Annotated in this window: 25 protein-coding genes and 2 tRNA genes; 13 read left to right on the top strand and 14 right to left on the bottom strand. The window is 41.4% G+C overall.

The features are described 5' to 3' along the window. The first annotated feature begins 20 nt into the window (after nt 1-20). The 4 genes from tusD to NH462_RS05710 are packed head-to-tail and all read left to right on the top strand — an operon-like array spanning nt 21 to nt 1,316. Nucleotides 21-374 carry a sulfurtransferase complex subunit TusD gene (gene tusD / locus NH462_RS05725; RefSeq protein WP_019647356.1) on the top strand — a complete coding sequence of 118 codons (354 nt, stop codon included), beginning with the start codon at nt 21-23 and terminating at the stop codon, nt 372-374. Next, nucleotides 371-730 (top strand): DsrE family protein, encoded by a 360-nt coding sequence (locus NH462_RS05720; protein ID WP_010371570.1) that lies wholly within the window; start codon nt 371-373, stop codon nt 728-730. The genes tusD and NH462_RS05720 overlap by 4 nt, the downstream gene beginning before the upstream one ends. After that, nucleotides 727-981: a hypothetical protein gene (locus tag NH462_RS05715; protein ID WP_010371573.1), complete on the top strand. Its 255-nt coding sequence runs from the start codon at nt 727-729 to the stop codon at nt 979-981. The genes NH462_RS05720 and NH462_RS05715 overlap by 4 nt, the downstream gene beginning before the upstream one ends. A 5-nt stretch (nt 982-986) precedes the next feature. After that, nucleotides 987-1,316 (top strand): TusE/DsrC/DsvC family sulfur relay protein, encoded by a 330-nt coding sequence (locus NH462_RS05710; RefSeq protein WP_010371575.1) that lies wholly within the window; start codon nt 987-989, stop codon nt 1,314-1,316. A gap of 302 nt (nt 1,317-1,618) precedes the next feature. Here NH462_RS05710 and NH462_RS05705 read toward each other — a convergent pair whose 3' ends face one another. Both NH462_RS05705 and NH462_RS05700 read right to left on the bottom strand, forming a co-directional pair. After that, nucleotides 1,619-2,848, bottom strand: coding sequence for an amidohydrolase family protein (locus tag NH462_RS05705; protein WP_253104766.1), 1,230 nt, complete (start codon nt 2,846-2,848; stop codon nt 1,619-1,621). A gap of 12 nt (nt 2,849-2,860) precedes the next feature. Next, complete coding sequence (locus tag NH462_RS05700) at nt 2,861-4,243, bottom strand: amidohydrolase (RefSeq protein WP_253104764.1); 1,383 nt, start codon at nt 4,241-4,243, stop codon at nt 2,861-2,863. A 452-nt stretch (nt 4,244-4,695) separates the two neighbouring features. Here NH462_RS05700 and NH462_RS05695 point away from each other — a divergent pair, with 452 nt between their 5' ends. Next, complete coding sequence (locus NH462_RS05695) at nt 4,696-5,040, top strand: DUF3718 domain-containing protein (RefSeq protein WP_253104761.1); 345 nt, start codon at nt 4,696-4,698, stop codon at nt 5,038-5,040. Between the two features lie 71 nt (nt 5,041-5,111). On the opposite strand, the gene NH462_RS05690 is transcribed toward NH462_RS05695, so the two are convergent. Further along, nucleotides 5,112-5,804, bottom strand: a complete 693-nt coding sequence (locus NH462_RS05690) for a DUF445 domain-containing protein (RefSeq protein WP_253104758.1) — start codon at nt 5,802-5,804, stop codon at nt 5,112-5,114. Between the two features lie 125 nt (nt 5,805-5,929). Between NH462_RS05690 and NH462_RS05685 the strand changes: the two genes are divergently transcribed. Together NH462_RS05685 and NH462_RS05680 are read left to right on the top strand one after the other, a co-directional pair. Then, nucleotides 5,930-6,784, top strand: coding sequence for a fructosamine kinase family protein (locus NH462_RS05685; RefSeq protein ID WP_253104755.1), 855 nt, complete (start codon nt 5,930-5,932; stop codon nt 6,782-6,784). Nucleotides 6,785-6,854: 70 nt separating this feature from the next. Further along, nucleotides 6,855-7,058, top strand: coding sequence for a CPXCG motif-containing cysteine-rich protein (locus NH462_RS05680; RefSeq protein WP_010371584.1), 204 nt, complete (start codon nt 6,855-6,857; stop codon nt 7,056-7,058). A gap of 122 nt (nt 7,059-7,180) precedes the next feature. On the opposite strand, the gene NH462_RS05675 is transcribed toward NH462_RS05680, so the two are convergent. Beyond that, nucleotides 7,181-7,822 carry a riboflavin synthase subunit alpha gene (locus NH462_RS05675; RefSeq protein WP_253104752.1) on the bottom strand — a complete coding sequence of 214 codons (642 nt, stop codon included), beginning with the start codon at nt 7,820-7,822 and terminating at the stop codon, nt 7,181-7,183. A gap of 175 nt (nt 7,823-7,997) precedes the next feature. On the opposite strand from NH462_RS05675, the gene NH462_RS05670 reads away from it, so the two are divergent. The 4 genes from NH462_RS05670 to NH462_RS05655 all read left to right on the top strand — a co-directional run bounded on the left by NH462_RS05670 (nt 7,998) and on the right by NH462_RS05655 (nt 10,615). Beyond that, nucleotides 7,998-9,356, top strand: a complete 1,359-nt coding sequence (locus tag NH462_RS05670) for an MATE family efflux transporter (protein ID WP_010371587.1) — start codon at nt 7,998-8,000, stop codon at nt 9,354-9,356. Further along, entirely contained in the window at nt 9,331-10,326 is a 996-nt protein-coding gene (locus tag NH462_RS05665; protein ID WP_253104749.1) for a DUF3080 family protein, read from the top strand. Before NH462_RS05670 ends, NH462_RS05665 begins: the two co-directional genes overlap by 26 nt. Before the next feature lie 124 nt (nt 10,327-10,450). Then, a tRNA-Val gene (locus NH462_RS05660) sits at nt 10,451-10,527 on the top strand. Nucleotides 10,528-10,538: 11 nt separating this feature from the next. Further along, a tRNA-Val gene (locus NH462_RS05655) sits at nt 10,539-10,615 on the top strand. A 164-nt stretch (nt 10,616-10,779) separates the two neighbouring features. Here NH462_RS05655 and NH462_RS05650 read toward each other — a convergent pair. Genes NH462_RS05650 through NH462_RS05640 form a run of 3 tightly spaced genes read right to left on the bottom strand, consistent with a single transcriptional unit; the run spans nt 10,780 to nt 12,630 of the window. Then, nucleotides 10,780-11,208 (bottom strand): GNAT family N-acetyltransferase, encoded by a 429-nt coding sequence (locus NH462_RS05650; RefSeq protein ID WP_253104747.1) that lies wholly within the window; start codon nt 11,206-11,208, stop codon nt 10,780-10,782. 58 nt (nt 11,209-11,266) lie between these two features. Continuing rightward, complete coding sequence (locus tag NH462_RS05645; RefSeq protein ID WP_010371593.1) at nt 11,267-12,259, bottom strand: NAD(P)H-quinone oxidoreductase; 993 nt, start codon at nt 12,257-12,259, stop codon at nt 11,267-11,269. Further along, the gene (locus tag NH462_RS05640) at nt 12,241-12,630 is read right to left on the bottom strand and encodes a hypothetical protein (RefSeq protein ID WP_010371595.1); all 390 of its coding nucleotides are present in this window, start codon (nt 12,628-12,630) and stop codon (nt 12,241-12,243) included. Before NH462_RS05640 ends, NH462_RS05645 begins: the two co-directional genes overlap by 19 nt. A 134-nt stretch (nt 12,631-12,764) precedes the next feature. Between NH462_RS05640 and NH462_RS05635 the strand changes: the two genes are divergently transcribed. After that, entirely contained in the window at nt 12,765-13,601 is an 837-nt protein-coding gene (locus NH462_RS05635) for a hypothetical protein (protein WP_253104745.1), read from the top strand. A gap of 64 nt (nt 13,602-13,665) precedes the next feature. On the opposite strand, the gene NH462_RS05630 is transcribed toward NH462_RS05635, so the two are convergent. The 5 genes from NH462_RS05630 to NH462_RS05610 all read right to left on the bottom strand — a co-directional run bounded on the left by NH462_RS05630 (nt 13,666) and on the right by NH462_RS05610 (nt 22,889). Beyond that, nucleotides 13,666-16,347: an ATP-binding protein gene (locus NH462_RS05630; RefSeq protein WP_010371600.1), complete on the bottom strand. Its 2,682-nt coding sequence runs from the start codon at nt 16,345-16,347 to the stop codon at nt 13,666-13,668. A 104-nt stretch (nt 16,348-16,451) separates the two neighbouring features. Further along, complete coding sequence (locus tag NH462_RS05625; protein ID WP_253104742.1) at nt 16,452-18,692, bottom strand: TonB-dependent receptor; 2,241 nt, start codon at nt 18,690-18,692, stop codon at nt 16,452-16,454. 204 nt (nt 18,693-18,896) lie between these two features. Continuing rightward, the gene (locus NH462_RS05620) at nt 18,897-21,140 is read right to left on the bottom strand and encodes an NAD(P)-binding protein (RefSeq protein ID WP_253104739.1); all 2,244 of its coding nucleotides are present in this window, start codon (nt 21,138-21,140) and stop codon (nt 18,897-18,899) included. Between the two features lie 114 nt (nt 21,141-21,254). Beyond that, nucleotides 21,255-22,232 (bottom strand): acetoacetate decarboxylase family protein, encoded by a 978-nt coding sequence (locus NH462_RS05615; RefSeq protein ID WP_253104736.1) that lies wholly within the window; start codon nt 22,230-22,232, stop codon nt 21,255-21,257. A 69-nt stretch (nt 22,233-22,301) separates the two neighbouring features. Continuing rightward, nucleotides 22,302-22,889: a dienelactone hydrolase family protein gene (locus NH462_RS05610; RefSeq protein WP_010371605.1), complete on the bottom strand. Its 588-nt coding sequence runs from the start codon at nt 22,887-22,889 to the stop codon at nt 22,302-22,304. 284 nt (nt 22,890-23,173) lie between these two features. Here NH462_RS05610 and NH462_RS05605 point away from each other — a divergent pair, with 284 nt between their 5' ends. Then, on the top strand, nt 23,174-24,004 hold the full coding sequence (locus NH462_RS05605) for a TIGR02285 family protein (protein WP_253104733.1): 831 nt from the start codon (nt 23,174-23,176) through the stop codon (nt 24,002-24,004). A 97-nt stretch (nt 24,005-24,101) separates the two neighbouring features. Here NH462_RS05605 and NH462_RS05600 read toward each other — a convergent pair whose 3' ends face one another. Next, nucleotides 24,102-24,671 carry a YceI family protein gene (locus tag NH462_RS05600; protein ID WP_253104730.1) on the bottom strand — a complete coding sequence of 190 codons (570 nt, stop codon included), beginning with the start codon at nt 24,669-24,671 and terminating at the stop codon, nt 24,102-24,104. Nucleotides 24,672-24,674: 3 nt separating this feature from the next. Next, nucleotides 24,675-25,250 carry a cytochrome b gene (locus NH462_RS05595; protein WP_253104727.1) on the bottom strand — a complete coding sequence of 192 codons (576 nt, stop codon included), beginning with the start codon at nt 25,248-25,250 and terminating at the stop codon, nt 24,675-24,677. Between the last annotated feature and the right edge of the window lie 30 nt (nt 25,251-25,280).

Below are 25,280 nucleotides of genomic sequence, written 5' to 3'. Positions count from 1 at the left end.
GGCTTTTTTATGAGTAAAATTTGAGTCAAATAGCCATATCAGTGCACTTTGGCGTAGCTGCACAGTCAAAGTTAACTATACTAGAACGGTATGTCGATGCCGCTATTAAAAGTGACCATCAAATCGCGTGTATCTTTCTATACCAAGATGGTGTTTATCACGCTAGTCAAAATATCGTACACGCTTCCGACGAATTGCAAGTCAACGCGATTTGGCAACGCATCAAAGATAAAGGGATCCCTCTGTTGCTGTGTGTCACCGCTGCGGAAAAGCGCGGCGTTAGCATCGAAGACGTTAGCCCTTTCACCGTTGCAGGCCTTGCGGAGTTTGCCATGATCTCGAGTAAGTCTGATAAGTGGATGCAGTTTAAATGAGTAAAAACGTGTTAATTATTTCTCAAACCAGTCCATTTGACCAAAATAGCCTGAAAGAAGCGCTCGATGTCGCACTAATCTATGCAGCGATTGATCAACAAGTAAGTTGGCTTTTTACCGGTTCTGCTGTGCTATCGCTCCAGAAAACCCTCAATGCTCCACTACTGGGTTTAAAAGATATGTTTAAGCAATTAAAAACTCTGGAAATTTATGATGTCGAGCGGGTTTATGCCTGTCAGTCAGCGATGGAGGAGTTTAACATATCGCCACACTCCCTTGCAGTTGCTACTGAAATCAAAAATCAACATGAAATCCTTGCGTTAATCAAACAACATGACTTTGTGGTGACACTATGAGTACGCTACATATTATTTCTAGTATTGAAGCATGCGATCAGCTGCAGTTTGTATCCCATCAAGACACAATTTTATTGTGTAATGATGGCTGCTTTGGGCAAACGCGTATCTCAGCTGGAGATGCAAATGTGGTGATGCTGCAAACCTGCGCCAGTGCCAGAAGCATTGTCCCAGAAGCCGGAGTAAAGCTTATTTCTGACAAAGATTGGGTTGAGCTGACCATTACTATGAACAATTCAATTACTTGGTAATCATCATGCTAGAATTTAACAACCAAACTATCGAGACAGATAAACAAGGCTATTTGCTAGATCATACTCAATGGACTAAAGATTTAGCACCACTTCTAGCCGCGGAAGAAAACATTGAGCTTTCAGATTCACATTGGGAAGTCATTGAGTTTGTGAGAAATTTTTATCTCGAATACAACACCAGCCCTGCGATCCGCATGCTGGTAAAGGCAATGGCTAAAGCACTAGGCGAGGATAAAGGTAATAGCATCTATTTATATAAGTTATTTCCAAAAGGCCCAGCCAAACAAGCAACAAAAATAGCAGGATTGCCAAAACCCGCCAAGTGTATTTAACCTGAACTTCGGATAATTAATGCCTTTCTAGCAGCCAGTTTTAGCGCTAACTGCGTTGAATTCACTTCCAATAGCCAGCTTATTGGTGCGTAAATTCGTCTTGCCTACTAGGATGTAGGTACCTGGGCGGTAGCAGGACGCGAGAGCGGAGTTATCCCTAAAACTCTCTGGCTAGATAAGGAAATAATTTCATTAAGTTTAAGAACAATTAGTTAGCTCATTCCTTACCCAAATCTCAGGTTATTTAGGACGGGACAAACCGAATTAAAAAAGGCCTCAAATGAGGCCCTAATTTAAAAACATTACTTCGTATACGCTCTAGGCATATCAGAATCTGTCGTATATCTGTCTCTTAGCTTATCGTGGCGTGATTCAGTAGACACTTCCTCACCATTGATCCAGATTTTATCGATTGTGGTGCTGAATTCGAAAGGATCCGCACTCCACATTACGATGTCTGCACGTTTACCAGCTTCAATTACACCGCCATCAATACCCAGTGCTTTCGCAGGGTTAGCGGTAACCGCCTTAAGTGCGCCTTCATGACTCATGCCATTTGCTACAGCAATACCCGCATCAAAGCGTAGCTGGTAGACGTTATGACTACCGTCACCACCAATTGACAGGATGACATTGACACCCGCTTTTTCAAGCTTACCTGCGTTATCTAGACTTGCATGCATTGAGTCAAAGCTAGCTGGTAGGTTTGATACTGCACTCAAAATAACAGGTACTTTCGCCTCAGCTAATTGCTCAGCAACCACTACCGCATCATCTGCCCCCTGAAGAATCAGATCTAAACCAAACTTTTCTTTTAGCTTAATCGCTTCAAGAATATCCGACGCTCTTGAAAGCGTCGCAATCACAGGCATATCACCCGCAAGCACTTGAGTTAACACTTGTTCTTCTGAACTTGGTTTTCCCTCGTCTTTTTTGTCTTTCTTAGCAAGCTTTTCTTGCTGTGCTTCAAGCTTTTTAACAACGTTATCTAACGCTTTTGCACGAGACCCTTTGCTTTTGGCACCCAGGTGAATAATTAACGCTGTTTGCTTGTCGGTCACACTGTTAAATTCACCAGATAAGTCAACAACAAAACCAAGCCCTGCAAACTCACTTTTACCACCCCAAGGTGCGACAAAGTTTTGCGTTACACCGCCTTTTCTTGCATAGGCAATTAAGCTACTACGTGGATTAAATGCGGTGCTTGCGTCAAAGTCTACGCCGGCATCGTCATCACCAGCATCACGAGAAGCAGCAACAGCACCAACTTCAACTAAACCAAGTTGGTTCATTGAGCCGATAAAGCCTGGAGTGACAACCTTACCGCTGGCGTCAATCGTTACATCAGCAGTGACGTTATCTGGGTTAATCGCTTTTATTTTACCGTTCTCGATAACTAAGGTCGCGCCTTCAAGCACGCCAGCATCTGTCGCGGTATGGATCGTTGCATTAGTAATTGCAGTAACATTGGCAAAAGCAACAGAGTGAGCTAGCAGTGCGCTAGTGATCATGGTTAATTTCATGGTTTTCATCTCATCAACTCCTTACTTTTGACCTAACATAAAATCACTAACCGCTTGATATTTTTCATCGTGACGATCATAGACTTTACCACCATCTACAAAGACCTGCTCTGCACGAGAGTAGACGCTGAACGGGTTGGTGTTCCAAATTACTACATCGGCTTGTTTACCTTGCTCTAGCGATCCAGTTTTATCCTGAATGCCTAACGACTTAGCAGCGTTCGAGGTGATCCACTTAATTGCATGCTGCTCGTTAATGTTAAAGCCAGACTGGTTAGCCGTGTTCATCACTTTTGCGGCTTCATGATTCAAGCGTTGGATTGTGGTATCTGAATCCGAGTGAACAATTGCACATGAGTTTTTCACTGCATCAACAATTGCAACGTTTTCCTGAACCATATCATAGGCTTCCATCTTAAAGCCCCACCAATCTGGCCAAAGCGCAGCACAGTTACCGTTTTCACCTAATAGATCTGCAATCTTGTATGCTTCAATTCCGTGGTGGAACGTCCCTGCGTGATAACCAAACTCTTTAGACAAGTCGATCATCATTGCCATTTCTTCCGCTTTATAACAATGGTTATGGATCAAGATTTCACCATCTAGCACACCACGAAGCGTATCGAACTTGATATCACGTTTTGGGGCATCCGGATTCAATCCAGCAGCATACTCGGCTTCGTATTGTTCCCACGCGCGCCTATATTCACCAGCTTCAATCCAAGCTTCACGGTATCCTGCCATGTTACCCATACGAGTATAAGGGGCGACACCTTTGGAGCCATATACACGCTTTGGATTCTCACCACATGCCATTTTTAACCCATATGGCGCTTCTGGGAATTTCATTGCTTGCATCGTTGGTGCCGGTACATTCTTTAAGGTAACACCACGACCACCAAATAGGTTTGCAGAGCCAGGTAAGATTTGTAGCGTGGTGATCCCACCTTCTCTAGCTCGGTTAAAGCCCGGGTCTTGCGGCCATACAGAATGCTCTACCCATACCTGAGAAGTATTAGGGTTAATCATTTCATTGCCATCGCTGTGCGATTCTACACTTGGGCTGGGGTAAGCCCCTAAATGAGAATGTACATCGATAATGCCAGGTGTTACCCATTTACCTTCAGCATCAATGGTAATATCTGCCGTGACAGATAGGTCTTTACCAACTTGCTTGATTTTACCATCAACAATAAAGACATCACCTTGTTCTATCTTTTCACCCGTTCCGGTAAGAACGGTAGCATTAGTGATTAGGGTTGATTGAGAAGGTACAGGCTTGTAAGTACTTGGGTACGGGTTTTTCTCTATGGTAACTTTTTCTTTTTGTGGGCCGTTATCCTGACAGCCCATCAAAGCTGCGGCAATGCCAGCTACGACTATGGAGGGAGCAAATTTATACATTTTTGTCATCTCTATTGTTTTTTTGTGACTTTAACTCATGCCATCGCACTTTACGCAATTATGAGTTTTAGTGACAAGTAATTACGACGAACGTCCGGACATTATAACGCATGTTGTCATCAGTGAGTAATTTCGAAAAGCCTTAGTTGCCACAACGGAATGTAAATGAGCGTCAATATTGACACGTTTTGACACATCAAGAGTCATAAGTAACAAAGAGGAAGTAAATCTAAGAATGAAGTGTTAAATTATCGATAATGGTATTTTATAGTGAAAAAAGTTTTTGCTATTTGTATCTTTAGAAACAAAATAATTTATTACTTTACCGATAGATAGAAAGCCTGCACACATTTGACATACTCTATTACATTCGGAATTACTTGATTTACAGCATTCTGCGGCAACTTTAGTAATACTAAGAACGTGTCCTAGAGATAGCCAAGGAGCTAACCATGAAACTGTTCAATTTAGTATGTGCAACCTCGCTTCTGATCGCAGGTACCGCATCTGCTGCAGACTTTGTTGCTGCGGATAATAGTAAAGCGACTAAAGTTTGTATGTCGGTAGTCAAAGACAATAAGATTCACTTGTTCCACACCATTAAAGAGAACCACCTAAAAAAACGTGTTGTAGAAGAAAAACTACATTGCAATGATATGCCAGTCGGCAAATTTGCAGCAACCTACGGGTTTAATAAAGCTGCTGACTTCCTTGGTGTAGACAATAAAGTAGAAACCAGTATTAAAGACATCGCTAAACTAGATAAAAAGACCATTTTTGTCTCAGGATCTAAGTAGTCATGTCGACATGTTTGTAAACAAGAAAGCAAGGCGTAGCAATCCCTGACTGCGCCTTTTTCTCAGCTTAGCTACACAACTGTAGCCAATAACCCAAATAGACCACCAAAGACGCCTCCCCACACAACTAACCAACCCAAGTGAGTCTTAATCATATTTTGTACAATCTCCTTTACCATTTTCGGCGTTAGTTCATTGAGTCGATCATCCACCGCTTTTTCAATGGTTTGATGTAAATCATCACCGAGTAGACCGTTACTGAGCGACTCACTAATTGCAGCATCAAACTCAGGCTGTTCACTGAGCTCAACTATTGCTAATCGCATTTTCTCAATAAATGGCTCTCGCAGCGGTTGTACAGCTTCAGTCCCACCAAACATCTGCAGCATCGCACCAAATTGCGACGCTTCAATGACACTTAACAAACGGTCAAACGCTGGATTTAAATCGACTTTATTGGCTATCGGCGCCAAGTCAAACTTTGGATGCTCCTTGCCGAGAAATTTTTCTAGTTTTTCTCTACTAAAGAACTCGCTCAAAATGAGCTCTCGAATCGACGCTTTAAACGATTCGAACTTAAGCGTAATAATCCCTGAACCATAGAGGAAAGGCACTTTCTCAAATAACATATGTACCGCTAACCAATTCGTCAGTGCACCAGATAATGCAAACAATCCAACCGAAAACATCACGTCGTTTTCTAGTGCGAAGCCAGTACCTGTTAGCAGTACCGCGAGTAAATTGGTGATGATATTTTTATTCAATGTACTTCCCTTGGATAAAATGACAGACGCGATATTTTATTTTTTTTAGAAAAAGGCCTCAAGTATTTGTGATCTTGAGAATTTCAACCATATTTTAGAGTAAGTGAATATGTTGGATCTAACTTATGTGGAACAAAGTCAACCAACAAATCTCAGAATCTCTCCATGACGCTTTTGAGTTTACTTCAAAACAAACCTTAAAAAGTTATGGGTCTAAAAAACTTTATAAGATTGCAGACGATACCCATCAATTTTTGGTCAAAGTAGCCCCAATTCAGGCTTTAGAGCGATTTGAATGTGAAGCATCTAATCGTGAAAAGCTCATTCGCGACTCTGATTTCCTCGTGGCCGATACAATTACCCTAGGTACGAGTGTTGAGTTCTGCTTTATTGTGCTGGAATGGTTAGAACTAGATCATCGCAATGAAAACTGGCTTGAGTGCGGTCAAAGCCTTGCTAAAATGCACCAACGTCATGAACAGGAAATGTACGGCCTAGAAGAAGATAATTATATTCATGAGCTGCCGCAACCAAATCAATGGCACAAAAAATGGGAAGTTTTTTTTGCTGAGGAAAGAATCGGTTGGCAACTGCAACTGCTTGCTGAAAAAGGGATTATCCTCACTGATATTGATACATTTGTGGAGCAGCTTAAGCCACTCCTTCCGCACCAAGTTCAACCGTCCTTGGTTCACGGTAATTTTTGGCATGGTAACATTGGCTTTAGCCATCAAAAACCCGTGCTATTTTCCCCAGCTTGCTATTATGGTGATAGAGAAGTTGATATTGCGATGGCTTCGTTATTCGCTCCGCTACCAGATGACTTCTATCGTGGTTACGAGTCTATCTATCCACTTGCAGAAAATGCACCTGAGCGATCAGACATTTATCGCTTATATCCTCTTTTAGTGCAAGCAAACTTGTTTGCTGGCAAGTACATACGGGACGCGGCTGAACAAGTGCAAGCCCTGCTCAAATAACTGCCATATTTTCGTCACAATGCGCTATAGTTAAAGGGTATTTAGTTTGGCCAATTCAGGTGGAGGGCCAATGAAAAGCCTATATCAACAACGTATTGAATGTCCTCATTGTGGACATCATATTTTTGTCAATCTTGATACAAGTGAAGGCGATCAGGACTACTACGAAGACTGTGCTGCTTGTTGCAATCCAATACACCTAAATATGCACTTAGACCAACTGCACAATAAGCTTGAGCTTAGGGTTGATAGCGACGACGAACAAGTGTTTTAACCAAAGAAGAAGTACTATATAAAGGGCAGCTCATTTGCGAGCTGCTTATCATGTTGGCGCAACCTCAGCCTGTACTTTTTGTATCTCAGGATAGACGTAAAGGGTATTACTCGGGCAAAGTACTAGCTGTGCTTCAATAAAGTTTGCTTCTTCATGTAGTTTTCCACGGTATTAATAATCGTGTAGGTTTGTTGGTCAACCTCTATATTTACAGTATCTCCCACGCACATCGTACCTAAATTGGTAAGTGCCAGCGTTTCAGGTATTAGGTGTAACCAAAATCCTGCATGATCAAGCTCCCCCACTGTCAGACTCGCACCGTTTATCGCGATAAAGCCTTTATACATAACATATTTATGCCAGGCTTCTGGCAAGGCTATATGCATCCTACAGTTGCCTTCGTTGCGATGTATTTCACTGATCTTCGCGCTTGTTTGAATATGGCCTGAAATTATATGTCCGCCGAGTTCTGTCCCAAACGTCATTGAGCGTTCAAAGTTAACTTGCGACCCTCTTTGTACTTCACCTAGATTAGTGAGTCTCAATGTTTCATCAATCACATCAAAGCAAACTTGCCCTACCACATCATTTTCTGGCTGTTCGAAGTGCACCACCGTTAGGCAGCATCCATTAATTGCAATGCTCGCCCCCAAGGTCAGCTTATCGAGGTATTCAGCACCAACAGAAATAACTAATTTTAAAATATTATCGACCTGCTTCGCCGACACCACCGTCGCTTTTGTTTGAACAATTCCTGTAAACATATCTACCCTCTTAATTTATCCTTGAGATTGTAGCGAAATCGCACTAAGAGATGTACTTAATTTGTATAGAATATCCAACTAGATAAAAATAGTTGCGACTGCTAGCCGCAAAATTTTGCTAAAAACAAAGCACTAAAATAAACTAACGCTTTTACGCCTTAAGTAGTATCTCACCATGAATTTTTCAACTTGGGAAGCCAGACGCTTGCTTCAACTTGCGATCCCCGTTTTTCTCGCTCAAGTTACGTTAGTCTTAATGACCGTCGTTGATACGATGATGGCAGGTCAAGTCAGTGCTGAGGACTTAGCTGCTCTTTCTATTGCTACGGGAGTTTGGAACCCTTTGATTTTTAGTTTACAAGGGATCTTACTTGCACTTACGAGTATTGTTGCACATTGCCATGGTGCTAATGACACTGCTGGGATCAAACGATTTTTCCAGCAAAGCTTGTATCTTGCTTTAGCGCTTTTTACCGTTGGTTTGGTTTTAGCGAACTTTACTTCTATGGTTTTTTCAAATATCGGGGCAAGTGAGAATGTTCAGACCCTCGCTCAAGGCTATATTGATTTTGTAAAATGGGGTCTATTGGGCTTTTTGATCTTTACGGTATACCGCAATGTCACCGAAGGGGTTGGCCAAACAAAGCCTGCTTTTTACATCAGTATTGTTGGTCTTTGTATCAATGTCGTTGCTAACTATATTTTCATCTATGGTAAGTTTGGCGCGCCAGCGCTTGGTAGTGCGGGCTGTGGCCTCGCTACATCTATCGTGCTTTGGTCAATGGCAATTGCACAGTGGGTGTATAGCTTGAAGAGTAAACACATAGATGGAAAGGCCCTCATCAGCGGTTTTACCAAGCCAAGTCTATCTATGATGAAATATGTTGCTGCACTTGGCTTTCCAATTGCATTGGCAACCTTCTTTGAAGTTACGCTATTTGCTTGTATTCCTTTATTTATTGCAGATCTAGGTCCTATTTCCGTATCTGGTCACCAAATTGCTGCCAGCGTCACTACTATGCTGTTTATGATGCCATTGAGTTTGTCGATGGCTATTGCAATACGGATCGGTAATCTAACTGGACAAGGAGCCTTAGACCAACTTAAACTTTCAGTAAATACCGCGTTTCTTTTGGCTACCTTAATTGCACTATTTGTCGCACTCATTACGTATATAGGAAGAGATCAGATTGTTTGGCTCTATACAAACAATACTGAAGTAGCCGCTCTTGCAACCAGCATTATGGTGCTGGCTTGTTTGTATCAATTACCCGATGCATTACAAGTCTCAGCAAATGGTGTGTTAAGGGGACTCAAATATACTAAACCAATATCTTGGGTTACCTTTGTATCATATTGGCTAATTGGGTTTTCATTAGGCTATGTATTAGCAAAGACCGATTTAATAACGCCTGCAATGGGTCCTCAAGGCTTTTGGATTGGTATTATTATTGGCTTGAGTACGGCGGCAGTATTATTGGTGACATGCGTAAACAAACGGGTGAAATTTGAGATTAATCAAGCGAATAGCTAGTACGCTATTACTTTTTACTTTGGCCGGCTGCAGCAAGCAGCCGAGCGATATTGCTGTTGAATATCAACAACGTTTGGCGAGCGCAACTGACATAGAGGTGGTACTCCCAGCACCACTTTACAATCCGGAGGTACAAAAAGTACCATTGCCGACAAGTGAGCTAACTATCTCTATGTTAGACATCGCGACCGCTGGACACTGCAAAGTCACAAATCTCATCGCTGCGCACAATAATCAATTAGGGAAAGTAAGTTACCCAAGCGAGCGCTTGAAATATAGCATCTTATTTATTCAGCAAGCGCCTCACTGCATTCAGCACCCAAAAACGAGCGATGAGCTGAAACAAACGTTAACTCAAGCCGCACAGGAAAAGAAACAGCAGCTTTCACGTTACTTGCTTCATATGATGACATTTGAAAGAGAGTTGGCAAGTTTGAGCTTGTTAATCGCTGAAGAAGTACCACTGGAGCTGCCAGCAGCCCACAGCAACATGCTAGAGGCAGTTAACGAGCTCGCAGAGCTGGCAATAAACATGAATACGCCAGAAAATCTCAACCCTGCCACACTCACACCCGCTTTAAAGGTGCTTTCTCAGCGATTTATCTCATCTTTAGTGACGAGCGTTCGTAAACAGACTCAACTGAATAATGCGACTACAAGCCAATTACAAAAACTTAGGCTAAGAGATGACATTTGCAAAAGTGGCAAAAATAAAAAGCAGGCACAGATCATAAACAATATCTTCAACAAATATTATTTATCCGTTCTTCAGCCTTATCAGGCGATGCTCTCTCTTTCTATGGAAGAGTTGATCACGGCCTGGCAACCTATCCACCTGTTGTATCAAAATAATAACCTTGCCGATCCGCTCACGCTTCAACAACACTTGGATAACCTTAAAGATTCTGCGAAAGCACACGTAAAATGGTGGCAAAAATTTTACGAGCTGTGTGAAATCCCTCCAGTATGAACAAAAAAAAGGCAAACAATCAAAAAATTACTGAAAGCCGCTTGATCCGTTAGCTGAGTCACTATATATTACAACGCGTTGACAGGCACAGACCTGAAAACAATTAATAAGAAAATGTTATTGTACGACCGTAGCTCAGTTGGTTAGAGCACTACCTTGACATGGTAGGGGTCGGTGGTTCGAATCCACTCGGTCGTACCAAATCTTATAATACAACCGTAGCTCAGTTGGTTAGAGCACTACCTTGACATGGTAGGGGTCGGTGGTTCGAATCCACTCGGTTGTACCAACCTTAGATCTAATTCAAATAAAGAAAAAGCACTACCTACTCTCTATAACCCGCGCCAAGAGTCGATAATTCGGATCCACTCGGTTGTACCCCGTCAAAAGTTATCTATACCTAGAAGTAACACCTTTCGCTATTTCTTATCAGCCAAGAAAAAAGTTGAGAATTCAAATGTTAGTGCTTTTAATGGGGTCTACTGTGAACTTCTTTGTCATTCCTTGACTCGCTGGAGATACAAGGCGGTAACCCAGTTTTTCATAAAAAGCAGGCTCGTCCGCAGTCATTGAAACATAAGAGCCCGGCAAAACATTTGCTGCTAAGTAACCATCAATATATTCCATTACTGTACGCCCTAATCCCTGCCCCTGATAAAGTGGATTGACGGCAACATCGACAACTTCAAAATTGCAACCTCCGTCTCCAACCACCCGGCCCATTGCCACAAGTTGTTCGTTATGTCGAATTGCAACCCCATATAATGAGTTAGGCAGTCCCCTTGTGGCTGCTTCTAGAGATTTTGCAGATAATCCAGCGGCTATTCGCAAATCACAATATTCCTCTGGGCAAGGTACTTTCTCTTCAATTTTGAACGTCAAAATATTCACTCCTCGAATCACTAAGAAGTGATAGAATAGCAACTGTATAAATAAACAGTCAACTAACTCTAACTATCACCTTCCCGAGATTCTGGTTGTGTTCGAGAATATCGTGGGCTTGCTCAATTTCACCCCAATATAACTCCTTATATATTGGTATCTTCATCGTCTGATCCGACAGGTCCGAGCCAAACTCATTCAGAAAATCTTTCACTAATTCCTTTTTATAGCTCAAGGAGCGATTTCTTAACGTACTTCCATGCAAGTTAAATCTTTTCGCGAGTAACTTGGCAAAGTCTAGCTCTGTATATCTTCCGCCTAGCATTGCGAGCATCACACAGTGACAATCCATTGCTGCAACTCTTAGGTTCGCTCTGAGGTATTCACCGCCAACTGGATCAAGAATGACATTTGCTTTCAAACCAAGTTTTTTCATTTCTTCAGCAAAGTCACTGTCTAAATAATTAATCGTGTGATCTGCACCCAGAGACTTTGCGTACTCGGCCTTTTCCTTGCTACTTTGGGTAGTAATGACCGTTGCACCAAGCCTTTTTGCAATCCTTATGGCAGCACTGCCAACACCCGAAGCGCCACCATGGCATAGTAAAATCCCATTAGAATTTAGCTGCCCTGTTCGTACAATCGCATCATAGGCCGTAAGATATACTTCAGCTAAGCCTGCCGCATAGCTCAACGACAAGCCTTCGGTTAACGGCATGAGTAATTCACTTTGTGCAACCACGTACTCAGCATAGCCACCGCCAGAGGTTAAACAGAACACTTGATCACCAAGTAAATGTTCAAGCTCAGGAGACGCTACTTGAACTATCGTTCCAGACACTTCCAGACCCAAAATCTCACTATCGCCTTCTGGCGCAGGATATTTCCCCTGTTTTTGCAAAATGTCTGCTCTATTAACCCCAAATGCATGCACTTTGATTAGCACTTGCTTTGCACTCAATGCTGGTGTTTCGGTATATTGGATTTGAAGCTGAGAAGATGCGTGACTGATATAACGCATCTTCTTTGGGATCACTGAACTTTTTTCCATACTTCCTTCTCGACAAACTTACCATCTTCATACAGTTCATGATGCCATAAATTACCATCAATCTTGTAGCTGAATGACATCGTTCGACCGAGTAAAGTAGTAACATTTCCATATTCATAGGTTTCGATAAATCTATCTCCCTCTATTTTGTAACTCCCCCCACCAGCGTATTTAAACTTTCCTTCGCTTTGCGTAATGTAGCTGTGGTGAGCCTCAGTAATTAACTTTATCGACGTCAAGCTCGGCGCTTTCGCTGATACAATGCCATCTGTGGTGGCATATTTTCCCTCAACAAACTCCCAAGTACCTAAAAGTGGGTTTGCCAAAGCAACAGGACTCAATAACAATAAACTAAGTGCGGTGACTTTCATCTTATTTCCTTTTAACGTTGTTTTATTCAGTTTTACATAATCATCCAACGAGGTCAGTTGAGATAATCTCAATATCAAGAATGAAATGATGCGTTCTCAGGTCTATTTACGAAGTAACCTTTGTAGAGAAAATAATGAAATTATTAATGCTAATACTGTCGTTCAATTTAATTGTCGCTACACAGGCAACCGAAATTGAAATCGAATATAAGGGCTGGATAAATAGCAGTGATCGACAACATGTAGAAACTTGGCTAGAACGCGGTGTTGAAGCAACAGAGTCTTCCTTGGGAGCACTGCAACAGCAAACACTTCCATTTATTATTGAACCGAGCTTATTCGCATCTGAGCCAATGCCATGGGGCACGGTTCAGCGTGGCAAACCCGATGCTATTCTACTCCAAATCAAACGATTTACCTCAAGCCGAGTGCTGATTAAAGATTGGACCTTGTACCATGAAATTGCTCACCTTTATCATCCTTTGCTTGACCACACAGATTTCTGGCTTGCAGAAGGACTTGCTACCTATTTACAAAATGTCATTATGCTAGAGAACGATATTTTTAATGTTGGAGAGTTTCGTACAAGATTAATCTCAGGGCTCAGCCGAGGCGCAAAAAATACGCTAATGAATAAAGGGGCACTTAAAAGAGTGAGCGAACATATGTGGTCATTAAACGCGCAACAAAGAGTCTATTGGAGTGGAGTTGCATTCTTTATAGAAGCAGAAATTGCACTACAGGATATGGGCAACAAGAATACTATCAGAACGCTTATTTCCTCATTTCAGCAGTGCTGTAAAGGCAGTGTAATATCGGGAGACAGAAACAGTGGACGTTTATTTATTGCAAGCCTAGATAAACTATCCAAAACTACCATATTTTCCAATCTATATGCTAACTATAAGCAGCGGAAGGATTTCCCTAACTTAAGTAAGACTCAAATCTATAGTCTGCAGCCATTAAGATAAAGTGTTTTATAGCATCCTTGAACGACCACTCTATCCGCTATAAATATTTATAAGGCGTAGAAAACTAAGCTTGTTTGGTTTGCTGCTTTTCTGACTCAATAGCGGCTGTCATTGCGCCAAGTAATTCAGTTAGCTGCACTTCCACACACTCGAGTTGCTTATTCTTCAGCTTAACATCCAACTCGTTTGCGATTTTATGAATATCAATACAATCAAACATCGCAGCAGTGCCTTTAATCGCGTGAACTGTTTTTGCTAACGCATCGTAATCCTGATACTTAGCTTGATTCTTGATCTGAATGATTTGCTCATGCAGCCCAGAAATATACTGTTGCTTTAACTGATAAAACTCGGCTTCAGGCAGATCAACTTCCTCATCGACTTGGATATCCAAATAATAGGCTATTTTTTGACTGAATACGACTCTATCGATAGGTTTTGCGAGATGATCACTAAATCCAAGTTTTAAATAACGCTCAATTTCATGCTGCATGGTGTTGGCAGTTAATGCAATCACAGGTGTGCTACAGCCAGTGGCCTGAATAAAGCTAAACGCCTGCTCACCATCCATTACCGGCATTTGAATATCCATTAATATCAAATCGAAATCACCATCTAGTACCGCCTGTACCGCTAGCTGACCATTTTCAACCGCCGTCACAGATAAGCCCATACGCTCTAAAATACGCTTAATAAGCTTACTATTGTCTGTGTTATCTTCAGCTAATAACACTTCACCTTTAAGCTCTTGATTTATTTCATCAGGTATTGTGCCTTGTTCACGAACATCGCCAATTTGAGCGAGACTTTGCACCCACTTTGTTTTCTCGGTGGTATATAGGCCAACAGTAAGAGTAAAGGCAGTACCTGAACCTACCTCACTTTCTACCGAAATATCACCATCTAACTTCCTCGCTAAGCTTTTGGAAATATTTAGTCCAAGCCCTGTCCCACCATATTTCCTTGATGTGGAAGAGTCGGCTTGATAAAACGCACTGAATAATTCTTTTTGCTCATCCGCTGTCATTCCTATCCCGGTATCTCGTACCGTGATCATAAGGCGCTCGTTTTGACACGCCACATCAATCGAGATTTTACCAACCGTCGTGAACTTCATTGCGTTAGATGTGAGATTTAGTAATATCTGCCGCAATCGAGTGGGATCAATAACCACAAAATCAGGCAGTGGAAAGTGATAATTCAATGCAAACTCAAGCCCTTTATCTCTAATTTGCTTACCCAATAACGAATCGACATGCGCAATTGCTTGAAAAAGGTTTGACTCCACCAACTCAACTTCTAGTTTATTAGCCTCAATTTTAGACATATCCAAAATGTCATTAATTAGTCCAAGTACATGGCGCGAGTTTTGTAAAATAACGGAGATTGCGTGATTACGCTCATGCGGCTTAATATCTCCGAGCATAATGCCATCGGCATAACCAATAATTGACGTCATTGGTGTTCTTATTTCATGGCTCATGTTCGCCAAAAATCGACTTTTTGCCTCACTAGCATCTCTAAGCTCTGAGGCCACCTGCTCTAACTCATAAGTACGTTTTAACACCTTTGCTTCAAGGTTTTTGTTTAGTTCTATATTTTCTTCACTGGTAATTCTAAATTTGTCCGCAACCGCGAAAGCCAACAGTAATGCATCAAGCGCAGTACCTATTAAACCGTAAAGATATAAGTTACTCGACGATTCTGGCAGCAAACTTAAGTTAGTTAAATTGCCCACCATATTGGGGATCGCCATTGCGATATATGCCATCACAAAATAGCGAGCTGGCTTAAAGCCCTCAACCCAGCGCTTAATACCGACAAATAGTCCGAAACAGAGCGCTAATCCCGTTACCAATGTTGCCCAAATAAAGCCAAAACCTGGGAAAAGAATACAAAACGGTAGTCCAAGCGCTGCTATCACTCCGAGCCAGATAGAAATCGACACATAGTTTGGATGAACATCCTTGAGTTTTAAAAGATGGATATAAAATAACGCGTTGGTTAATGGCGCAAGCGCAAAACCTAACCAATGTAAGTTTGCAGAGTAAAACCCGAATAGCTCGTCGGGAATATGAAAGAAATGGCTCCACGCAAATACCCACACGCAAGTAAATAATGCGTAATAAAAATGAGTGATATCTTTAGAGCCGATGTAGATTAATAAGTTATAAAGCCCAAGAACAATGCCTACACCAAAACAAAGCGTCATGATAAGGTTTTCATAGACCACCTCCTGCTGAAAGTCTCTCAGAGGCTCAATGGTCAACTTTACCGGGGTGTAAAAGAAATCACTCTCGAAGAGCGTAACGATATAATAATCTTGGTTTGGTTCTAACGTGACTTGGTTACCATAATGAAATGCAAATTCATTTTCGACCTTGCCCCCTGAAAAAACTCGCAAGACCGTCTCTGGTGTATATATCCTCGACTCAATTTTGCTCAATACCGTATTGTATGGATAGAGCACAAATTCATTCAACGGCGTCTCATTTCTGACTTTAGTCACCAAGAAATAACGACCAGAAAACAGCGCTCTCTTCTTTAGTGGCGCATGAATAGATTCCCATGCACTCAACTCATCCCAGCTTTGAGGAAACCTTGTACTGGAACTTGCCTCATAAGCCTTTCCAACGTGATGTAAATTTTGATATTGCCAAGGCTGCGTCAATTTCAACACAGTCTGATCTGCATAGGCGAAACTAGAAAACAGAATTATGCTGAAAATGATCAGTAATAAACGCATTCTAGCCAGTTACCCTAGTAAAGTTACCTGTGGTTCGGTATTTTATCTGCAAGTTTTCTACCCCCAAGTCAGGTGACTTATCTCTATATAGTGCTCAAACAAAATCAAAAGCGATATGTTACATCCATGCCTATCCTTCTTCCCTCACCTTTAAAGTCTTCCAACATTCCCAAAAAGCTACTTAGGTCAAACTTAAGATGGCTATACTCTTTATCTAAAAGATTTTTACCCCAAATACCTAACTGCCAGTCTCTATACTCCACCTGTAGATTGGCATTCCAAAGCATATAACTGGGCTGCTTAGCATAGAGAGATTCGTTTTGGTCAAAGTAATATTCGCTTTGATAATCAAATGCTATTCTACTTTTTATACTAACTTCATCCCAATTAAATGCATAATTTATTTGTCCAGAGATATTCCATTCGGATGTAAACGGTAAGCGGTTGTCGGTCAATACAACACCAACTGGATCAATAAATTCCTCAAAGTTAGCTTCAGGTATATACCCTATATCCAAGCTTATCTGAGTTTGCTCCGATAGATACCAAGTGTTTTCTATCTCAGCACCATAGATTTTTGACTTACCTACGTTTTCAAGTAACTGATAAGGCGGTGCTCCAGGTACTTCTGAAGCCTGATTCATAAATACCTGTTGGTCTTTATAATCATAGTAAAAAGCGGCCAAATTTGTACGAAGTTTAAGCTCATTAAATAACAGCTTTGCTCCTATTTCATGAGCGATTAATTCTTCGGGGCCATAACTTGCCTGTATCGCGGCATCCTTCGAAATAAGGAAGCCACCGTTATAGCCGCCGCTTTTTACACCATTAGATAAACTATAATAAACGCTTTTATCCGGTTTAACTTTATGGATAACTGACACTTTTCCAGACAAATTACTATCGGATTCTTTTCCCTCAATGTCGTAGGCAGGGACTAAAATGCCAGCGAGGTTATCTCCAAACGGTACATTTAGGTAAGAGAAAGAGTCATAATTCACCTTTTCATCGCTGTACCTTACTCCTACAAGTACATCAGTATGTTCACTGATTTCATATTCATATTGACCAAACAAAGCCATTGATTTTACTTTGATATCATTGTCATAGAAAAAGGTTGCTGCACTTGCCCCATTAGGGGTTCCTCTAAAATCACGTAATAAATCATTGAAATTATCTTGGTAAATACGCTCTTCTAGTTGAAATAAGCCTAGCGTTAGAAAGCCGGTTTCCATACTTTGCTCAAACCTAAGCTCATTCACCAGCTTTTCATTTTTAAGCCCTAACTCACCTTCACATAATGAAAATGGACTTCCATCACAATTAAATCCATGTATCCTATCTAAGCGATTGAAAGCTCCTAGATAAATAAGTTGAGACCGATCATCCAGTGCATACGCGACCTCTGTTGTAACGCCTTTGCTTATACTGTGATGTTTTTGATAATTATTGACCCGCACAGCCCAAAAATCGTCACTGCCAATATTAAAGCCAAGCGCATCAACGCAGTTGCTAGTGCCCGCTTGCGCTGGAGAACATAATGAACCATCCAAAGGGTTTGAGAATAATCCGATATTCCCGACCGGCTGAACCAGTCCATTCCAATGACCATAATCTAATTTCACAAAAACACTGAACTTATCAAACTCGCCAAAATAACTTAGTCGAACATCATTTTGTTCCATATACGCCTCAGGAGCGTCAGGCTGGAGGTTATACGTTGTGTACTCATAGTTATTGTGGCTCGCGGCAAGTCGCACCGCGCTATTTTGATCTAGGCTATAGTTGAGCATCGTACGTGCTCTTGTTAAAGAATCCGAACCGACCCCCACGCTGACAGAAGCAAAATTACCATCTGTTGGGCGCGCCGTGCGCACTAAAATTGCCCCCCCAGTGGTATTTCTACCAAAAAGTGTACCTTGTGGACCTTTCAATACTTCTACTTGCTCAACATCAAACAAGTTAATGATTTGATTATTCGCAGACCCAACAGATATACCATCTAAGTACACCCCAACCGGAGAAGTGTTGGCCGTATTGTAATCGACAAGTCCGACACCTCGAATGCTGACCGCTGGGGGTGTGCCCTCAGCTGCATTTTGACTGATTTTTACATTCGCAACTAAACGACCCAGTTCGGTCGTATCTTTCAGTGCCGCGTCAGTGATGACTTGTCCGGATATGGGCTTAATAGCGATAGCAACATCATTGATAGATTGCTTTCTTTTTTGGGCGTATACCTCAATGACTTCGATTTCTTCTTCGACTTGTGCTGACGTTTCCATCGAAACTACTGAGAGTAATGTTAGTGTTATCGTATTTAACAGCACATTTGGATGTGGCATAGTTTGAATCCCGAGCTATATCATGCAATTGCACTATCAGTATAGCTGAATTAAAAAGACCCCCAAACAAATGAACCCGATTACCTTTTTAAGGTTCAAGTTATCGTTCATAACGCATACAAATTATACCAAAGTGGGATTTAAGCCCTGCAAATTGCAAGGCTTGAAATGTAGTTGAACTACTCAGTCAGTATGACTAACTACTCAACGGTTAAAGGGCTCAAACCCTGATTCTCCACTAATGCTTTGAGGATACCCAGTGATAGCTCTACTCGTTTGCATGCCAGCCATCACAGCAGCTTCAACACAACCTGCGTTGACACCAGTTTTAATCCAATCTCCGGTAATGTAAAGGTTATTGAAGACGCTACCGTCCGTAGGCAGTCGAAATTGACTGCTATCAACAACACTTAACACATAACGCTCACTGGGGTCGACATTCACCCTCCAATACTGAGTGTTGAACCTAACTTCTCCTTCATTATTATCAACATCAAACAATACGTTCCAATCGAAGTCGTTACCATGATAAGCCTCTGGCCACAGTGGCTGCATCTGTAATCTAAGTTTTTGCAATGCGTTTTCTTTTACCTGAGCTTTCATGCGTTCAGGAAACTCATGATCGCTCGGAGGTGGATAATCTGCGCAGGTAAAAGCACTACAAAAGTAGGCAATGTTCTTGGGCTGTGTATTTGGCCAATCTTCAAACTCAAGTAAATTAGACATCGCAGCCCAAGTATCAAAGGGTTGAGAAAATGCGCTTAATATTGGTGGCTCATTACTGCCAGAAGGGTCGTGAAAACCCAGTTCATTGTCAGTTTTAGTGAGCCACAACTGTAAAGCTTGAGTCGCAACAGTTTTGACCTTTTCGGCTTGCAACTTTAAGTTGTTATCTTTAGCCAATAATTGCTGACAAAGTGGCTCAAGACCTGCCACTGAGATCCCAAAAATCACTAAATCAAAATCAGTACCTTTATTTAGTGTTTTTCTCGGTAACCTCTGTCCAAATGCTTGTTGGTAAACCGTCTCCCAATTAGACCAGTAAGACTCTAGGTTAATCTCATGTTCTTTAAGTAGTGCCACTTGCTGCGGGTCAATTTGTTGCCACAGTGGAAAGCTTGGCCAACATGGCAAGTCTTTCACTAATTCCAGAGGCTCGTAACATTGCGTCTCTTTTAGTTTAACCTGCTGAATTAATTTAATACTATCAACATAATGACCATCATCATTCTGTGCACAGTGTAGCGACTCGACCTGATGAAAAAACGCAAACTTAACGCCTCGATGTTTGAGCAGCTCATAGATAGGAGAGAAAATAATATCTCCCATCCCCGCTTGCATTTTCCACATCACACCGCCGCGATAACACAGCACAATCCGAAGCATAGCCAAAGCCGCAACTCCCGCTTCGACATTCGGCTTTTTAAAATCACCGTCCTCATAGCCAAAAACGAGGTCATAAAAGCCGCGGACAGGCGCAGACTCCACAGACAGCGATTCATTTGCGCCATTGCGCTTGAGCCACTGTTTAAAATCGTACCGATCAAGATAGCCAAAACCTCGTGAATAGACTTTATCACGGAGCATGCCTATGGTCATCGCAACACCTAAATCTATACATATATACAGACGTCTAATGATAGGGTTGTCATCAATTAAGTCGTTTACTTCAGACTGCAACCAGCGCCTAATTTTTCGAACCATATACCAAACAACTAAGTGATCTTTCTTATTTTCTAAACGATGATCAGCTTCACGCACCGTTAAAAAATTACTGAGTTGCGTTATTAACAGCTTTGGTGTGGATACAACCTCTTGAACATGGTTCTCTGCGTCATCAAATAAGGTCTTGGCTTTTTCTTCTACGCTATCAAAAAAGCTTTTAACTTCCTGCCCCAAGTGAGCAAGCAGCGTTTTATCTCTGTCTTTTTTAGTTTTGAGTTGTGTGGATTTGTGCGTTTTCTCAACTTCACATTCCAAATCATCAACCCACTTGTGTAGCCAAGCCGCAAGTAATTTTAAAATCTGCCAAAAATGTAAATCGAGTGTGCCATTAGCTGGGTTACCTGGGATCTCAGGAAAATCTACTGACCAAGTTTGCCACTGCTGGTCGATATATTCTTGTAAGACGACCAAACTATGCGGTTTTAGTGCTTGTTGCCAAGTGTGAATGGGGATATCACTTGAACGCTCAAGCTTATTATAAACTGTCTCAATTGCCCTAAAAGAATTGACATAGGCACCAAACCAAACGTGGAGACCATGCTCCTCTATACGTTCGCCGTATTCAGCATTACGACCACTCGCCCCTTTGCCTCCCAAACGCCAGCCTTGCTGATAAACGGTAATATCGTAGCGCTCTTGCCAATCTTCTTGTTCAGTCATGTATACCGCAGCTGTCATCGCCGAAACGCCGCCGCCAAGTATTGCTACTTTTTGTTTACTCATAAACCTTCCTTTTTCAAACGTGTTGACGAGCAACACCTAAAGCCACATAGGAAGACAACTAAACATGCAAATATCGCTTTAGTAAAAAATCGTGTTTGTTATGCCACAAATACACTAACGATGGAGGTTAGCCATACTCTGAGCACTGGAAACAATTTCTTCCACACCTGCCTGATCGAAGTCCATTTTCACAAAGTAAGGTAGTTTGACCTCGCTTTTGCCTAATGGAATGCCAAACATTTTATCGAGTGGAAACGCATCTATTCGTTGTAGATTCAGGCTTAAGTCATCTTTGATAAAACCAATTTTGTGGATTTTCTTCACCTCAGAAGGGGAATGTACCACTGCCGAATATACAGACTTCTCGGCATAGCCATCTGGGAACTGCTTAAATAATATTTGATCCATTTGTGGGTGGGTAAAACCCGATAAGAACTGCTTAAGAAATTGGCTATCGACGTTTAAATCAGACACTGAATCTTTGAAAAGCTCAGCAATTTCTTCACCCACTTCCAACACTTCTTTTAGCCATGACTCCCCGTCATCCTCAGGTTCAATGGATAACAATTCATGCCATGCCATTTTCACGTTGGGATCAAATTCCTTAAAGGTCTCCAGAGAGAGGGAAAAGTTCAGTGGATCGCCAAAGTTATCAGGCATTTCGTAGCGACATAAATATTTGTTGTAGCCCCATATTTCTCGACCATTTATCAGTGCGTTAATGTTGTTGACAGAGATAAACGCAGGATACCAATACAGATGCTCTGCTTTTAACGTTTCGAGATTGACTTGCAGAATTGGCAACCAGACGATGACATCGGTTTCTTGCATATATCCATAGTTACTAAATGGCGGCACTTTTGACGCGATATTTTCAATATCTGTAAATGTCAATAAGCACCAATCGGTTAGGGCCCTGAATACAAATTCACTACTAGAAACCGAATTAAGCGTTTTATCAACATAGGTTTGGATTGTTGATTTTTTTCCTTTGACAAAAAAGCCATACATTTGTGCATTTAGCATTCTGCATGGAGGTTTGGCGATCGGATTACTATAAAAATGTTGATAATCAGGCAACTCGGGATACATCTCTCACTCCTTAAAGTATGATAAGTTAGTGTTCAGTGTAGTTCGCTCAAGCCGCTTTTGCGTATGTCGTTATGAAAACTCCGCCTCTCGTTGCACAACCTCGATATAGTTACGTGCCTCTCGCTGGCAAAAATACTGATAATGCGAGTATGCGTACTCATCATAGTTACCCGAAAGCATGTTCATAAAACCGTGTAAATATCGCGTCCGGACACAATCCAGCCCTTTTTTATCTTTTAACTGTTCTATAACGGGCTCAACGTCAAAATGAGATTCAACTTGAGCAAAGAAGATAGACACATCGCAACTAGGCTTAATATTCAGATGGTTACGTATTTGGCTAGGATAAAATGCAATAAGCTGCTCAACAGAGTGAGAGGCACCTTGTTCAGACAATGCAACCCACGCAGCAGCTCCACCTGCACTAAACCCAATAATAAGTTTTGGTTTGTATTCAGAAATCGCTGCTGATACTTTGTCAGCATATAAACGATGACCACATTGCGCCAAAAACAAATCATAACAATCCGACTCAGAGACACTGTTTGGTTCTTCTATAAATGGTGAAAGCACCTGCACGTCACTTCCAAGCGATTTAGCAAAACGATCAATATGATCCGTATAACCGAAAATATCGGTAACGATTAATATAGCCATCGGTTTTCCTTATTAATAATTTATAGTTATTGGCTTGTATGACTTTCCTTACCATGCGGCCTTATCTACTTATATTTGGGTTAACGCGCTGCAATCAAACTCTATATTCAATCGCTTGACTGAGCTTTAATTAGCACACTTTTACCCAAAACTAAAACCTCTTTTAAAGCTAGCATACCGCCAACCTCTGTAAACATTAAATACAAATTAAATAAACATTAATTTAATCATCAATATCGCAATCAATGCTAAGCTTATTGTAAGTTCAGCAAGAGTGACCCAATTTGATCAAAATCATCTTACTCCTCTTCATTGCCTTTCAATCCAGTTTTGTATTTGCAAAACAAATCACTTGGATTGCTATAGACTTCGCGCCTTATTATATCCTTTCTGACGATTTGGAGGGGCAAGGACGGGACGAGTTATTGATAAAACTCATCCAACAACAGATGCCCGAATACGCCTTCAATTATAAAGTGTTCCCCGCATCGAGGGCGATACATGAGCTCTCTAATTTCAACAACCAATATTGTATGATCTCCCTCTATAAAACACCCGAGCGGCAAAGACATATCGCTTTTAGTGATGAGTATTCTACCATTGGATTGTCAACCTCTGCCGCACTAAGGAAAGATGTCGCACAGTCGCTTGGCATTAGCAACAGCGCAATTGATTTGGAAAAGCTCGTAACTGAGCATGGGCTAACCGTAGGTGTGGCGGCAAATCGTTCGTTTGGTCATGAAATTGATGCGTTATTGGCGAGTTTGCCTACCAAGCAAGTGCTTATAAGACCAGGAAGAGATACGTTAGAGAGTTTGACTATCATGCTACTCAAAAAAAGAGTCGACGTGATACTCGGATACCCAAGCGAACACCACTACCACAAATTGCATGTTGATAAGCAAGATGAATTGACACAAGTCAGATTGAGTATCGCCTCGCAGATAACTGCTGGATATGCAGGCTGTAATAACAATGCGATTGGTAAGGAACAGATAGCAGTAATTAGCGAAGCGTTAAAGCAAGCCCACAAAAACGAGCAGTTCAGATTAGCTATGGCTCGTTGGTTACCAGAGCAATTTCAACCACAGCTAGCTAGTATTTTTAAAAACTAACTTTCTAAAACTGATATTGCGTTTGAAAAGTGGACCCCTCCTAGAATATAAAGCGCAGCACCACGTATGTAGAAACACGTGGTGCTAGTAGAGATTACTAACGAATACCTTCCAAGTGCAAACCGATGGTAACGTGCGTTGATGCCGGACCTAGATCATAATCAATGTCATAATCAGCAAGTTTTAACTGGGTTTCGCCTTCAAAGCCAACTCGGTATCCACCCCAAGGATCTTTACCTTCGCCCACTTTTTGAATATCAAACTCGATATTCTTTGTTACCCCATTGAGTGTAAAGCTTCCTTTTACCTTCGCATTTGTATCATCGCTAAAAGTAATCGAGTTACTCTTAAAAGTCGCCTTAGGATTTGCTTTAACGTTTAAGAAATCATTACCGCGCAAATGCTTATCACGCTCTGCATGGTTCGAATCAACAGAAGCAGTATCGATCACTACATTGATTTTTGATGCATTTGGATTTTTTGCATCATAGCTGAAGTCGCCTTCGAAGCTATTAAATCGACCATGCAACCAGCTGTATCCTAAATGTTTAATTTTAAAGTTTACAAAGGCATGTGCACCTTTAGTATCAATTACATAATCCGCGGCATTTACTCCGGCCGATAAGGTCATAGCCGCCATGCTTAATGCAATGATTGTTTTTTTCATGTTTTAATCCTCAACTTTTGTGGCGTTTGGTACCTTGAGCATGCGAACTAAGGTACGATCTCTATTAATAAAGTGGTGTTTTAGCGCTCCCACAATGTGTAGCGCTACTAATCCAATGAGCCCCCAAGCAATGTAAAAATGCACAGTGCCTGCAATATCACTTTGTTCTTCAAACAGCTCTCCAATACCCGGAACAGAAAACCAGTTAAATACCTCGATTGCTCTGCCATCCGAGGTAGAGATTAAGTAACCTGTGACAAACAGCCCAAACAAGCCAAGATACAAAACGACGTGAACGACATGCGCTATTATGTTTTGCAATCTATCCATGGGAGTTGCTTCGCTTTCGGGTCTCACTTTAGGGTTAGTGAACTTCCAAATCAGCCTAAGTACTATCAAAGCTGCCAACAGTATTCCGATGCTTTTGTGAATGTGTAAGCCATCACGGTAGAAAGGATCGTAATAACTGAGTTCAACCATGTACAATCCAAGGCCAAACATACCAAATACCACAAGCGCACTGAGCCAGTGAAAGATGATGGCTAACAACCCATAGTTTTGTGATGTATTTTTAAACATAATATTCAGCTAATAAAACTCATTCTCAAT

It is taken from the genome of Pseudoalteromonas sp. OANN1, assembly GCF_024124685.1.
Taxonomy (GTDB): domain Bacteria; phylum Pseudomonadota; class Gammaproteobacteria; order Enterobacterales; family Alteromonadaceae; genus Pseudoalteromonas; species Pseudoalteromonas piscicida.
Note: the sequence above shows the minus strand (reverse complement) of the source record. Positions and strands in the feature narration are given on the sequence as shown.